Below are 14,606 nucleotides of genomic sequence, written 5' to 3'. Positions count from 1 at the left end.
AGTGGTGGCAGAAACGCTTCCAATCCACATCACTCAAACGAAAAGGGGTGCCCACATGAAACGCTTGCTAGCTTTGATGACGACGGTCTGCCTGGTCGCCGTCGCGGGCCTTTCGGGCTGCAGTCCGTCGGAAGGCACGGGCGGGGGAAAACGGACGGAGATCGACTTTTGGTACACATGGATGGGTGACGGATCCACTTCCATGAAGAAGCTGATCGACGAATTCAACCGGAGCCAGGATGAAGTTTACGTCAACGGACTGGCCCAGGGGGACCTCCGGAAGCAGATGACGGCGATCGTCGGGGGGAACCCGCCGGACCTCGCCTCGCTGCCCGATGAGATCAACCTGGCGTCCTGGGCCGACAAAGGCGCCATGATGCCCCTGGATGCGTACATCAAAAAAGACGGATACGACATGGAAGACTATTTGCCCGCCGCGAGAGATGCCGTCACCTATGAAGGGAAGACTTACGGACTTCCCCTCGGCATGAATACGTGGATGCTTTATTACAATAAGGATCTTTTGAAAAAGGCTGGATTTGACCGCCCGCCGGAAACGATCCAGGAACTGAAGAAATACGAAGCCAAGCTGAGCGAGGAGAAAAACGGACGGATCACCCGCCTTGGACTGTGGCCAGGACAGATCCCCCACGTGTGGATGCAATCCTTCGAGGGCCGCCTGTGGGATCCCGAAGCGAAAAAAGTGACCCCCCTCGATCCCGGATTCAAGTCCGCCGTCGAGCTGACCTCGAGCGTCTGGCAAAAACACGGACCGGAAAAGATAGACCGCCTCCTTGCCGGGAACGGGAACTACGGTTCTCCCCAGAATCCTTTCGCCACCGGCAAATACGCGATGACCCTGGACGGGGAGTGGTTAGCTCCCATTCTGGGCAAGAACGCACCCAAGCTGAATTACGATGTGGCCCCGCTTCCCTACGATGAGAACCATCCGGAGGCCAAAAACGCGGGCTACATCAACGTCAACCTGTTGTACATCCCGAAAAAGGCGGACGAGCCGGAAGCCGCCTGGAAGTTCATGAGCTGGCTGGCCAAGAAAGAGCAAATGGTTAAATTCGATAAGGCTCTCGGCAACCTCCCGCCGCGGAAAAGCGCCATGGATGATCCGGCGTTCAAGGATGTTCCGAAGTTCGATCGTTTCCTCAAATACGCCAACAGCGAAAAGATGGAGCCCCTGCCGTCCCTGCCCTTCATGGAGAAATACATGCAGGAAATCCACAAGCAGAACGACCAGATCAACCGCGGCAAAGTCCCCGTTGAAAAAGGGCTGAAAGACGTGGAAACAAAGATTCAACCCCTGGTGGAAAAGACGATGAAATAACTTAAAATCCCGTAGATATCTACGGGATTTCCCATTCACCAGGGAAAGGATGGAGGATGGTGCAATGGCGCAAAAAAGTCTGGCGATGCGGAGAAAACGGCGGGATTTCTGGATGGGACTGGCCTTCGCCTTCCCGTTCATCGCTGGTTTCCTATTTCTGACCGTGATTCCCTTTTTTCAATCCCTTTACTTCAGCTTTACCGAATACGACATTTTCACGGAAGCGAAGTGGGTGGGTCTGGACAACTACACCCGAATCTTCCAGGACGAAAACTTTTACAAGGCCCTGAGCAACACCTTTTTCATGGCTTTCATCGCCGTCCCGGTCTCCATCACCGTCAGTCTCTTGATCGCCCTCCTCTTGAACATGAAGGTGAAGGGGATCGCCTTTTACCGGACGGTCTACTATCTGCCGACGGTGATTCCCGGCGTTGCCAGCTCCCTGTTGTGGCTGTGGATTCTCAACCCCGAGATGGGGATCCTTAACACGGCTTTGCGGGCCGTGGGCCTGCCGGATCCCGCCTGGCTGTCGGACCCGGCTTTCACCAAGCCCTCCCTCATCATCATGGGACTATTCGGGACCGGAGGCGGGGCCCTGATCTATCTCGCGGCGCTGCAGGGGATCCCCCGGGAATTTTACGAAGCCGCCTCCATCGACGGGGCCAACGCGTGGCATAAGTTTAAATGCATTGTGTTGCCCGCCCTGTCTCCGGTCACCCTGTTTCAGCTGATCATGGGGCTGATCGGGGCGTTCCAGATCTTCACCGAAGCGTTCATCCTATCCCAGGACAATCTGGGCGGGCCGGATCAGAGCATGCTCTTTTACGCGGTGTATCTGTACAATGAGGCCTTCGTCAACCTCAACATGGGATACGCCAGCGCCCTGGCATGGGTATTGTTTGTCATCGTGATGCTGATCACCCTGGTCATTTTCAAATCGTCCCTTCGCTGGGTCTATTACGGAGGTGAATGAGGATGGGCTTTTCCACCGCGTCGGCGAAGAGCGTCGCCTTGCCTGCTGGGAAAGAGCGGTCCCGGCGATGGTTCCGGCTGAAAAAAGTGCTTCTGCCCCATCTTGTCTTGTCGTCTCTGGGGCTGGTCTTTCTCTTTCCCTTTATCTGGTTGCTGCTTTCATCCCTGAAGACACCCGCGGAGATTTTCCAGTTCCCGCCGACCATCTGGCCGAAAGATCCCCAATGGGGCAACTTCGTCCGCGCCTTTGAAGCGATGCCGTTTTCCCGGTATACGATGAACACGTTGTTCCTGTGCGCCGTCAACATCATCGGCCAGTTGATCTCCGCTCCCCTGGTCGCTTATTCTCTGGCCAAGATTGAGTGGAAAGGGCGTAAGTACATCTTCGCCATCATCATCGCCACCATGATCCTTCCGCCCCAGGTGACGATGATCCCCGTCTACATCATATATGCGCAGCTCGGATGGGTGAACACGTACCTGCCGCTGACCATTGGCGCCTTTTTCGGTTCGTCCTTCAACATCTTCCTGTTGCGCCAGTTTATGATGGGGATCCCGAGGGAATTGTCCGAAGCCGCGCGCATCGACGGGGCTTCGGAGCTCAGGATTTTCTTCCAGATCATTTACCCACTGCTGAAGGCTCCCCTGACAGCGATTGCCATTTTCACCTTCGTCGGGGTATGGAACGACTTCATGGGCCCACTCATCTACCTCAACGACGACAGCCTGTGGACGATTAGCCTGGGCCTGCAAGGGTTCCAGTCTGAGCACGGTGCCCAGTGGGAACTCTTGATGGCGGCTGCGGCCGTGTTCACCCTTCCTACGGTGCTCATCTATTTCATCGGCCAGAAAAAATTCATGGAAGCCGGGGCTGCCATGACGTCCTTCAAGTAATGCCAGATTGAAAAGGAAGGGGTGGATGGATCGTGAAGAAAAAGACCGGACCAGGCCATGCGGCCTTTCATGTGAACCAAGAGACGGAGCGCAGGATCGACAAACTCCTTGCCAAAATGACACTGAAGGAAAAGGTTGGACAGTTGACCCAGCGGGGCAAAATCACCTCCAAAGAACGGGAGATGGTCCGGGAAGGGAAAATCGGATCCTTTCTCAACCTCCGCGGGCCAGAAAAAGTGAGGGAAATCCAGCGGATCGCCGTGGAGGAGTCCCGTCTCGGCATCCCGCTGCTCATCGGTGACGACGTGATCCACGGCTATCGGACGATCTTTCCGATCCCCCTCGGAGAAGCCAGCAGCTGGGACCCGGAATTAATGGAAGAAACCGCCGCGATCGCCGCCGGAGAAGCGGCGGTGGACGGCATTCGCTGGATCTTCGCCCCGATGGTGGATATCGCCCGGGATCCCCGTTGGGGAAGGATTGCGGAAGGAGCGGGGGAAGACCCGTACCTGTGCGCGACGATCGCCCGGGCAAAAGTGAGGGGTTTCCAGCGAATCAGGGAAGGGGGAGGGCCGACGGCGGCCTGCCCCAAGCACTTCGCCGCCTACGGACTGGCGGAAGCGGGCAGGGATTACAACACCGTCGACGTATCCGAGCTGCGCCTCCGGCAGACCTACTTCCCGCCCTTTCAGGCTGCGCTGGAAGAAGGGGCGGCGACGATCATGGCCGCTTTCAACGACTTGAACGGCATCCCCTGCACCGGCAACCGCTGGTTGTTGAAGGAGGTGTTGCAGGAAGAATGGGGCTTTCCCGGTTTCGTCGTCAGCGACTGGTGCTCCGTCTACGAGCTCGTCTCCCACGGAAACGCCGCCGATCGGGAAGAGGCCGCCCGTTTGGCAATCGGGGCGGGCACCCATATGGACATGCACGCCAGGGTTTATCCGGAGCATCTCCCGCGGCTTGCGGCGGAAGGGAAGGTGCCGGAGACAGCCATTAACGACGCGGTTCGCCGGGTCTTGCGCGTCAAATTCTGGCTCGGGCTCTTCGATGATCCTTATCCACAGGCGGGAGGGGGAGAGACGGTCTTCCTGCGAAAAGAACATCGGGAAAAAGCCCGGGAGGCAGCGGGGAAATCCATGGTCCTCCTGAAAAATGAAGCCGGATTGCTCCCCTTGGACCCGTCTCTCGCTTCGATCGCCGTCATCGGCCCGCTGGCGGATGCCAAGAGTGATCTGTTGGGTTGCTGGGCCGGCCAGGGAGAGAGTTCAGATGTGATTTCGGTGCTGGAGGGAATCCGGCAACGGGTGGGCCCGGACACAGATCTGCACTACGTCCGGGGCTGCGACGTGGACGGCGATGACGAAAGCGGAATCGCCGAAGCGGTAAAAGCCGCCCGGAAGGCGGATGTGGTGGTGCTGGTGGTTGGAGAAGGGGCGGATATGAGCGGTGAGAACCATAACCGGACCTCTCTGGATCTGCCCGGCGTCCAGCCGGAGCTGGTCCGGGCCGTCCACGGGACGGGGACGCCGGTGGTATTGGTGCTGATCAACGGCCGGCCGCTGGCTCTCCCTTGGGAAGACCGACACATCTCGGCCATCCTGGAAGCCTGGCATCCAGGGACAGAAGGCGGTCGCGCCGTCGCCGACGTCCTCTTCGGGGACGTCAATCCCGGCGGGAAACTGCCCGTTACCTTTCCGCGCTCGGTGGGGCAGGTGCCAATCTACTACAGCCACAAGAAGACCGGTCGGCCGGAGATGAAATCCTATGCAGACAGTCCGGTCACCCCCCTCTATCCCTTCGGCCACGGGCTCAGCTATACCCGGTTCGAATACCGGAACCTGCGCCTGAGCGTTACGACCGGCTCCTTGGACGAACCGCTGACCGTTACCGTGGAGATCGTCAACGCGGGGGAACGTGCGGGAGAAGAGACCGTCCAGCTGTACATCGGGGATGTGGCGGCCCGAATCACCCGGCCGGTGAAGGAGTTAAAAGGGTTCCGGAAAGTCTTTCTCCAACCCGGGGAACGCCGGGAGGTCAGTTTTATCGTCACTCCCGAAGACCTGGGTTACGTGGACGAAAAGGGCAGGTTCATCCTGGAACCGGGAATGTTCCGCGTATGGGTCGGTCCCGATTCCGCACGCGGGTTGGAGGCGGCATTCGAGCGGGTGAAAAGGGAGGAGATGGCATGATCGAGATTCAAAACAAGCAAATCCTCATCGACGGGAAGCCGCGGATCATCTTATGCGGGGAGATCCATTACTACCGGCTCGACAGAGAAGATTGGCAGGACCGCATCGACAAATTGAAGGCGGCGGGGTGCAACGCTGTCGCTTCTTACGTGCCGTGGCTCTGTCATGAACCCGTGGAAGGGGAGGTCGATCTGGAAGGTCGAACCCGTCCCGAATTGGACCTGGCAGGCTTCATCGACTTGTGCAGGGAGAATGGCCTCTGGTTTTTCGTACGGCCGGGGCCCTTTATCATGGCGGAAATGAAAAACGAGGGCTTGCCCCATTGGATATACGAAAAACATCCGGAGATCGTCCCCGTCAGTTGGGACGGCAAACCCGCGCCGACGAAGACCGTCGATTACCTGGCGCCCGCCTTTCTGGAAGAGACCCGCAAGTGGTACGCTTCCGTTATGGAGGTGATCGCTCCACGCCTCATCACCCGCGGCGGAAACGTCCTCGCCGTTCAACTGGACAACGAGATCGGAATGCTTTCCTGGGTGAGCAATTCCCCGGACCTGACGGAAAACGTCCTCGCTGACTTCGCTGTGTGGCTGAAGGAACGGCATGCTCCGGCCGTGTTGGCTCAGCGTTACCCTTTTGACCTGGATGATGCGGAAGTCCGTCGGCGGGCGGTCCGCTCCCCTGGGGAGGAGTATGCCGCCGAACTGATGCGGGACCTGGGATATTACATGCGACACCGCTTTGCCCGCTATGTGGCGGCGTTGCGCGGTTTTGCCGAAGAATGCGGAGTTACCGGCGTCCCCTTTGTGGTCAACATCCACGGCACCTCCGAGGGACGCGGTTTCACCTATCCCATCGGGATCAGCCAACTTTATGAATCCTACATCCAGGCGCCGGGCTATCTCTCCGGCTCCGACATCTACTTCGGTAATCTGGACATGAACAGTTTTCAGGATCTCTACCTGATCAACGGGTTTATGGACGCCGTCCATCTTCCGGACCAACCGCTGACCTCGGTGGAATTCAACTGCGGTGACGGCAATTTCGGCTGTACATACGGGGGCCGGTACGATCCTTCCGCCGCCGATTTCAAACTTCGAATGTGCATCGCCCAGGGGAACCGGATGATCAACTACTATCTGTTCGCCGGCGGCCGCAATTACCGGCTGGATGATGCGCCCGATGACGGCAACGGCCGGATTGCCTTCACCGGCGAGCGGCACGGCTTTGCCGCCCCGGTCAGCCCGGAAGGGGAGCTCAACTACACCTATCCGCGGATGGCCCGAGCCAACAGGGCGGTAATGGCTGTTTCCGAGAAACTGGCGCTCATGGAGGAGGAGCGGGACGGGGTGGCCTTCGCTTTCATCCCCGATTATTTTATGACGGAATCCCGCTACCCGGACAGCGGTCGGATGGGGGACATCGTGGAAAACCTCCAGGCGAACCGGGCGGGCGGATCCTGGGAGATCGTGGCGCGGGCGATGCTCCTCGCCGGGTATCGCTTCGGTGCCGCAGATATCCAGAACCGTCCTCTCGATCCGAAGGAGACTCCTATGCTGGTGCTGGCGTCGGCGCGGTACATGGATGCGGACCTGCAACAAAAGCTGGCCGACTATTTGCGGGTGGGAGGCGGGGTTTTTCTCTACGGGGAGGTGCCCCTTTTCGACATGGAGGGAAATCCCTGCACCATCCTGGCCGGCGCACTGGGTGTGCGGCCGACCGGGAACCGAAGTGCCGGCGAGCACTATTACCTCTCTCTGTGCGCCGAGGGTTGGGCTGTTCCGCGTCCGGAAGTGCGAACCCATTTCGCCCAGGTGTTTGAAGCCGGGGAGGGAGTGGAGCCGATCCTCCGCGTTTACGGCACCGGTGAAGTGTGCGGGTTCGATGTTCCGGTGGGAAAGGGGAGAGCGATTGTGATCGCCGCTGCCTATGACTGTGACATCCCCCTGTTCCGGAGCGCTTTGGAAAAGCTGGGAGTTCGGGCGGCACTCGGCCACGACTGTCCCTATCACGGGATCTTCATGACCTCCACGGCGTCGGCGGAGGGCGAGCGGTTCCTGCACCTCCTCAACCTGGACGGTTTCGACAAGGAATTCACCGTCACGGAGAACGGTTCTCCCCTCCTGGAGGGGAGGAAGATACTCCTGCAGGCGAAGGACGGTGTTATGTTGCCGATCGGAGTCACTTTCGGCGAGGTGAGGATTGACTGGTCCACCGCTGAGATCATGGGATTGGAAGGCGACGGGATCCATTTCCGCCTCACCCAGCCGGAAGATGTGATCGCTCTCCGGACGGCAAGGGAAATCGTCCCCTGTGAAGATTACGATATCCGGCAACAAGGGCAGACCATCCTTATACACTCCCGCAAGCACGCAAAGGTGGACGACCGTCTGACCGTCCGTTTCCGCTGATCCTCCCCTTTCTAAGCATGGATTGGAAGAGTAGGGGTAATAGCATAACAAGCGGGAAAAACAGGTGCGCGAGAGATCCCGCTCGTGTGCCAAGCCTGATCAAAGCCCCTGCTTTGATCAGGCTTTTTTCATGGGGATAACCGGAAGCCTGAAGGGATATTCTCGCCTCCTTTTCGCGTGGTCGCAAATGCTGCAAATTACATCGAAGCGAAGGGGTATGCTACACTAAGAGATAAGGGGGTGCCATCTCAGTTGGAAAAAATATCGGAAAATTTGGACCTCGAGAACTTGTTAAGAGCCTATCAGCAGTGTAGGAAGACGAAAGAACTGATTCAAGCGGCTTTTGAGAGCGCTTATGAAGGGATTGTCATCACCGATCCGGAAGGCGTCATCACCATGATCAACAGGACATATGTGGACTTTCTCGGTGTTGATGTGGACGAAGTGATCGGTCGGCATTGCACGGAAGTGATCGAAAATACAAGAATGCATATCGTGGGGAAAACGGGGGAAGCGGAGCTGGCCCAAGTACAGCGAATCAAAGGGGGCGACATGATTGCTCACCGCATTCCTATCCTGCGTGACGGAAAAGTGGTCGCAGTGGTAGGGAAGGTGCTTTTTCAGGATGTACGGGAGCTGCATGCCCTTTCTTCCCGTGTCCTACAGCTTCAGAAAGAGCTCAGTTACTATAAGGACGAGTTTTTGAAGAGTCAAGGGACCCGTTTCAGTTTGAATGATATCGTCGGTACCAGTTCCAGGATGAATCAAGCAAAAGAGGTGGCCCGCCGTGTGGCGGCCAGCGACACCACAGTGTTTATCGGCGGGGAAAGCGGAACGGGAAAAGAACTGTTTGCTCACGCCATTCATACCCACAGTCATCGAAAACGGGGCCCTTTTGTCAAAGTGAACTGCGCCGCTATCCCGGAACAGCTGATGGAATCAGTTCTGTTCGGGTATGAGGAAGGGACCTTTACCGGTGCGGTGAAGGGGGGGAGAAAGGGAAAGTTTGAAATGGCTCACCGGGGGACGATCTTCCTTGATGAAATCGGGGAGCTTCCCTTAACAATGCAAGCCAAATTGCTTCGGGTCTTGTCGGAAAAAGAGGTGGAGACCGTCGGGGGCATCCACCCGGTGAAAGTGGACGTACGTGTGATCGCAGCCAGTAACCGGGATCTCGAACAGATGGTGAAACGGGGACAGTTCCGTCAAGATCTGTTTCACCGCCTGTACGTTGTTGCTCTTCATATTCCTCCCCTAAGGGAGCGGCGGGAAGATATTTCCCTCCTGGCGGAACATCTTTTGGATGAGTTGATCCGCGAAACCGGGGTCTACGCGGAAGGCATCGATCCGGATGCGATGGATGCCCTGCTGCGTTACGATTGGCCGGGCAATGTTCGGGAAATGAAAAACGTGCTTGAACGCGCCCTCCACTTAAAAGAAGGAAGTACCATCCGTGCGGATCACCTTCCCTTGCATGTGGTTGGAGGGAGGGGCGGCGAAATGCAACACTACTCTCTGCGTGCAGCGGTGGAACAGGCGGAAAAAAACACCATCCAGAGGGTATGGAGATTGACCAACGGAGACAGGGAACGGACCATTCAACTGTTAGGCATCAGCAAGTCGGGATTCTACCAAAAAATGAACAAATACAATCTTCTTAAAAAAGATGGATGATCCGGATTATTTTTAATGCCTTTCAGTCCGATTTTCTGTACTTCAGTCTAAAAAAATAGACTGCGATAAAAGCGGCTAGACCATAGGATGTAGCTGTCGGATCGATGCAATGGTTCCAAAAAAGTGGAACCAACCGGTCCATTTTCAAAAGATTTTCACTTGGCATAAGAATTGCACTTATAAACAGGGTGAAAGGGGGTGTACACCAGACGGGGGGTCTTTTGTGTCGCTCAAGGATGAAAGCGCTTTAAACCACTGTTGAAGGGAAAGGGGAGAATACTATGGCAGTATTGGGGATTTTTTTGGCTCTCGGTCTGTTGATGTTTATGGCGTACCGGGGGTATCCGGTTATCCTTTTTGCCCCTGTGTTTGCCTTGTTGGCTGCAGCTTTATCGGGGCTGCCGCTATTGCCCACCTATACAGAGCTGTTCATGGTGAAAGCCGTTGATTATATCAAGCTATTTTTTCCCATTTTCCTGTTGGGAGCGATCTTTGGCAAGGTAATGGATGACAGCGGGGCGGCCCGTTCTATCGCCCAGGGATTGACGAAGCGTTTTGGACGGCAACAGGCTATTTTGGCCGTGGTACTCACCTGTGCGGTCCTCACCTACGGCGGGGTCAGCTTGTTTGTTGTCGCGTTTGCGGTGTATCCCTTCGCCGCTGCGATGTTCCGGGAAGCCGACATTCCCAAACGCCTAATCCCGGCTTCGATCGCCCTGGGCTCCTTTACTTTCAGCATGGATGCCCTGCCTGGAAGCCCGCAAATCCAGAATGTCATTCCCACGACGTATTTTCACACGACCACGTTTGCCGCCCCCGTGATCGGTACTTTCGGAGGGGTGATGGTGGCAGCGGCGGGGTTGTGGTGGCTGTATCGCCGCAAAAACCGACTGCTCGCCCAAGGGGAGGGATACGGCAATCACACCTTGAACGAGCCGGAGATCCGGGAAGGGGAAAAGTTGCCGCCGGTTTGGCTGTCCATCATCCCGCTGTTGTTGGTCCTGGGAGGGAATGCCCTGTTCACCTATGTCGTGCTGCCGGGCTGGTATCCGGAATCCCTACTGAAACAATATGAGGGTCTAAGCATCGATAAAGTGCTCGGGATCTGGTCTCTGATCGTCGCACTGGTCATCGGGATCGCTTTCGCGATCGGCTTGCAATGGTTTTACCGAAAAGCGGATGGGGAAGCTGGTTCCGACGTAAATACCACGTCCGGAATCGGTTTGTCCGAAACCCTGACCGCCGGTGCCGTCGGGTCGTTGTTGGCCATCATGAACACGGCGTCAGAGGTCGGCTTTGGCAATGTGATTGCTTCCCTTCCCGGTTTCAAGGCGGTATCTGAATTCCTGCTCACCATGAAGACCAGTCCGCTGATTTCCGAGGCTCTGTCCATCAATATTCTGGCAGGGATCACCGGCTCCGCTTCCGGCGGAATGAGTATTGCTTTGGATACGATGGGTGCGAAATATCTGGCATGGGCGAACAGCGTCGGGATCGATCCCGAACTGCTGCACCGGGTTGCTTCCATGTCCGCAGGCGGAATGGATACGTTGCCTCACAACGGGGCGGTAATTACCTTGCTCGCCATTTGCGGTCTGACCCACCGGCAATCCTACCCGGACATTTTCGCCATCACGATCATCAAAACCCTGGCGGTTCCGGTGGTTATCTTGGTGGCGCTCCTGACCGGTCTGGTGTAATGAATCGGATGGAAAGGATGAGTGAATCATGAAAAAAAAACAGCGGTTGATCATCGTGACGGGGGCGGCCCGCGGAATCGGATACAGCATCGCGGCAGCCTTCTCCCGAAACGGTGATCATGCCGTCATCGCCGATCTCACAGAAGAAGCCGCATTGTCTGCAGCCGAACAAATCCGTCGGGAGACAGGCGGTTCGGCATCGGGAGTTGCTGTTGATGTGACGGATGAAGAAGCGGTTCGTTCCTTGATCGACCAAGCAGTTTTTGATTACGGGCGGATCGATGTGGTGGTGAACAATGCCGGTTTGCAGCACATTGACCGGGTGGAAGATTTCCCTCTGGAAAAATGGAACCGTTTGATCGCGGTGATGCTGACGGGTCCGTTTCTTCTCACGAAGCATGCAGTTCCGCATATGAAAAAGCAGAAATACGGGCGCATCATCAATATCGCCTCTGTCCACGGGAGGGCGGCCTCCCCTTTTAAATCCGCCTATATATCCGCCAAACACGGGGTGGTCGGGTTGACGCGCACCACCGCGCTGGAAACGGCGGAACACGGGATTACCGTAAACGCCATTATGCCCGGAGCCGTCGATACCCCCTTGGTACAAAATCAATTGGAGAAGCTGGCCAAGGAAGAAGGGATCTCCCGGGAAGAGGCGCTCCACCGGCACCTGTTGCATAAACAGGCGATCAAGCGGTTCGTCCGGCCGGAAGAAATCGCCGAGTGTGCCCTTTATCTCGCTTCCGATCCGGCTTCGATCATCACCGGGGAGTGCATCGGTGTATCCGGCGGTTGGTAAGTGGAAATACCAGAATGGAGGGAATTCCCATGTTTGCGAGAACAACTCGGTTTTTTGTCGGACTCGCCCAACGGTATGTTCCCGACCCTTATTTGTTTGCTGTCATCTTGACATTACTGGTGGCCGTTGCTGTAGCACTGGCCGTTCCCGGTACTGATTTGTCGGCAATCGTCAATGCCTGGTATGCCGGAGTCTGGGGTTCACAGAACATTTTTATCTTTGCGTTACAGATGATCCTGATTTTGGTGTGCGGATATACCTTGGCCCAGGCCCCCCTCGTAAAACGAGGTCTCCGATGGCTGGCAGACAGGCCGAACAACCAGGTACAGTCAGCGGTCCTCGTCTTTGTTACCGGTGCTGTCACCTCGTTTTTTAATTGGGGGTTGGGCTTGGTCGTCGGGGCTCTTCTGGCCAAGGAAATTGCTAAAAGGCGCGATGATGTGGACTTTGGATTCCTTGTCGCAGCGGCCTATATGGGCTTTATCACTTGGGCTTCCGGGTTTTCCAGCTCGATCGTCCTGGCCAACGCTGATCGTGCGTCGGCCCTTAACTGGATCTACAAACTGACAAAGCAGACGGTACCGGTGTCGGAGACGCTGGGCGCAGCCTACAACCTTGTCCCCGTTTTCCTCACGATCATTGTTCTATCCGTTGCTCTGAAGTATATGGCGCCAGAGAAGATCCGAACCGTGGATCGGCAGCGTCTGGCGGATGCCGACACATCGGAAGAAACGGCGGCAACGGTGGAAAGCCGGCCCTCTTTTGCCACCCGGGTGGAACAAGCCTGGATACTCAATGTGTTTGTCGCCGCCGCCGGTTTGTATTATTTCGTATTCATTGCCAAAGGGGCGCTGACGATCGACACGATGATCATGCTGTTCACGGTGGCCGGGTTGCTTCTGCACTGGAGGCCGATCCGCTTTATCGCAGCTTTTAAGGAAGCGGCCAAAACTTCCGGACCCCTGTTGCTCCAATATCCCTTGTACGGGGGAATTATGGCCCTGATCGTCTTTTCCCCCGATCCGGACAAGGTCGACTCACTGGCAGTCTGGCTGGCCGAATCCTTTGTCTCGGGTGCGTCAGCCACGACGCTTCCTTTCCTGAATTACCTGGCGTCGATTGTCATTACCTTGTTCGTCCCCTCCGGGGGAGGGCATTGGGCCGTTCAGGCGCCGATTTCCATCGAAGCGGCTCGCCTTCTTGGGGAAACAAGCCCGCATTATCTCGGGAAAATCTCGATGTCCGTTGCTTTCGGCGAGCAGGTGGGCAACATGATCCAACCCTTCTGGGCGTTGCCTTTACTTGCCATTGCGCAACTGGGCATTCGCGATATTATGGGATATTGCGTGATCGCCCTGTTCATCGGCACGGTTCTGTTCGGCGGGGCTCTCCTGCTCCTGTGACCCCCCGCCGTGGGGGAAGCGGCGGCGATCGGGGTGCCGGACGAGGAAGGGCACCTCCGCCGTCTGCTTCGTCGCCCGGCGATTTCTGACCGCCCGCAAAGCAGCTGGAAGTGAAACTGAAGGAATGGGTTGCCTACCATCTTCTATGAAGGAATCAAAGCCCGGTGGATCCTGTGCCCTTCCTACATCCTTATTTCCTAGGTCTACCGCCTTTATCTTGATCATTCCCTTTGATTTAGACGGACTTCTACACGCCACAAAATATCCTATTCTGAAATTGCAAACGATTCCAGGTTATGTTTTATTAAAATCAAGGAAACATCCACTGCTCCCGATAACTGATCACAGAGGTGAGTCCGTATGACTATATTACTGGCGATTTTACTCAGCTTCATCGCTTTGATTGGAACGCTGTTTGTCGGAAGAGAAGTGAACCGAAAGATCCGGGAGTTTGGACCCAAGGAAAATCAAGCCCGGGAGGAACACTCCCGTTCCCTTCAGTATGAAAAAAGCACCTTTTCCAGGGTGCGCGTATACACCCTGATATACGGCATCACTTTTTTGATCGCTATCCTCTCGTTAGTTGTCTATTTTTCTCGTCTGTAAAGAGTGTTTGGGATCCAAAAGTCCTTTTCCTTCAAACCCACGGATATCGAGTAATACCGGCGATGCTGTCAAGAAAGTGAAGCAACGTAGGGGCGAAAGCAGTTCTCCCCGCGTCGAGGAGAAAAGACCCATGTGAAGTTGCATGTTCGGATAATTGGCTAGCTCCACTAGAGAAACACTAAATAAGAGTGATAAGTTGAGGATGGTATCGACTTTCGCTTCCATGCGGGTTTGCGATACATACCTCAAAAAAGGATAAAGCCGATCCTTGGTGAAAAAGGAGTCGGCTTTCATCAACGTTCGCAAATCACCCAACATTTCTTATATGAACCAATCTGTCTTTCTTCAATCTGGTTTATTTTAATATCCGATTACACCGACCAAAGCAAAGATCGTCGCAATGACCAACAGGAAAAGCAACAAACGACGCAAACCAAAACCGTATCCGTACCCTCCGTAACTCATAAACGAATCCTCCTTTCTTCAATAGCTCAATACATCCTATGTGTCATTTACTAAATTCGTTAGTCTAAACGTACATATTGGATCATAAGGTCATTCTGATAGACAGATGCCTTTTCAATTAATGTACTCTTTCATTCCTCAAACAAATGAG

At 55.7% G+C, this 14,606-nt stretch carries 10 protein-coding genes; all 10 read left to right on the top strand.

All coding sequences use genetic code 11. The annotated features are described in order from the left end of the window. The first annotated feature begins 55 nt into the window (after positions 1 to 55). On the top strand, positions 56 to 1,339 hold the full coding sequence (locus IEW70_RS00480) for an ABC transporter substrate-binding protein (RefSeq protein ID WP_188645977.1): 1,284 nt from the start codon (positions 56 to 58) through the stop codon (positions 1,337 to 1,339). Positions 1,340 to 1,403: 64 nt separating this feature from the next. Then, the gene (locus IEW70_RS00475; protein ID WP_229751700.1) at positions 1,404 to 2,312 is read left to right on the top strand and encodes a carbohydrate ABC transporter permease; all 909 of its coding nucleotides are present in this window, start codon (positions 1,404 to 1,406) and stop codon (positions 2,310 to 2,312) included. Positions 2,313 to 2,314: 2 nt separating this feature from the next. Next, the gene (locus IEW70_RS00470) at positions 2,315 to 3,205 is read left to right on the top strand and encodes a carbohydrate ABC transporter permease (protein ID WP_188645975.1); all 891 of its coding nucleotides are present in this window, start codon (positions 2,315 to 2,317) and stop codon (positions 3,203 to 3,205) included. A gap of 32 nt (positions 3,206 to 3,237) precedes the next feature. Continuing rightward, positions 3,238 to 5,394: a glycoside hydrolase family 3 N-terminal domain-containing protein gene (locus tag IEW70_RS00465; RefSeq protein WP_229751698.1), complete on the top strand. Its 2,157-nt coding sequence runs from the start codon at positions 3,238 to 3,240 to the stop codon at positions 5,392 to 5,394. Next, complete coding sequence (locus IEW70_RS00460) at positions 5,391 to 7,805, top strand: beta-galactosidase (protein WP_188645974.1); 2,415 nt, start codon at positions 5,391 to 5,393, stop codon at positions 7,803 to 7,805. Before IEW70_RS00465 ends, IEW70_RS00460 begins: the two co-directional genes overlap by 4 nt. A gap of 252 nt (positions 7,806 to 8,057) precedes the next feature. Further along, positions 8,058 to 9,479, top strand: a complete 1,422-nt coding sequence (locus tag IEW70_RS00455) for a sigma-54 interaction domain-containing protein (protein WP_308423110.1) — start codon at positions 8,058 to 8,060, stop codon at positions 9,477 to 9,479. 281 nt (positions 9,480 to 9,760) lie between these two features. After that, positions 9,761 to 11,179: a GntP family permease gene (locus IEW70_RS00450; protein WP_188645972.1), complete on the top strand. Its 1,419-nt coding sequence runs from the start codon at positions 9,761 to 9,763 to the stop codon at positions 11,177 to 11,179. A 28-nt stretch (positions 11,180 to 11,207) separates the two neighbouring features. After that, complete coding sequence (locus IEW70_RS00445; protein ID WP_188645971.1) at positions 11,208 to 11,981, top strand: 3-hydroxybutyrate dehydrogenase; 774 nt, start codon at positions 11,208 to 11,210, stop codon at positions 11,979 to 11,981. Between the two features lie 29 nt (positions 11,982 to 12,010). Next, positions 12,011 to 13,384, top strand: coding sequence for a short-chain fatty acid transporter (locus tag IEW70_RS00440; RefSeq protein ID WP_188645970.1), 1,374 nt, complete (start codon positions 12,011 to 12,013; stop codon positions 13,382 to 13,384). Between the two features lie 360 nt (positions 13,385 to 13,744). Continuing rightward, complete coding sequence (locus tag IEW70_RS00435) at positions 13,745 to 13,990, top strand: hypothetical protein (RefSeq protein WP_188645969.1); 246 nt, start codon at positions 13,745 to 13,747, stop codon at positions 13,988 to 13,990. Positions 13,991 to 14,606: the final 616 nt, after the last annotated feature.

The sequence above is a fragment of the Marinithermofilum abyssi genome (assembly GCF_014641195.1).
Classification (GTDB): domain Bacteria; phylum Bacillota; class Bacilli; order Thermoactinomycetales; family DSM-45169; genus Marinithermofilum; species Marinithermofilum abyssi.
The sequence above is the reverse complement of the archived record's forward strand: the minus strand, read 5'-3'. Positions and strand labels throughout refer to the sequence as shown.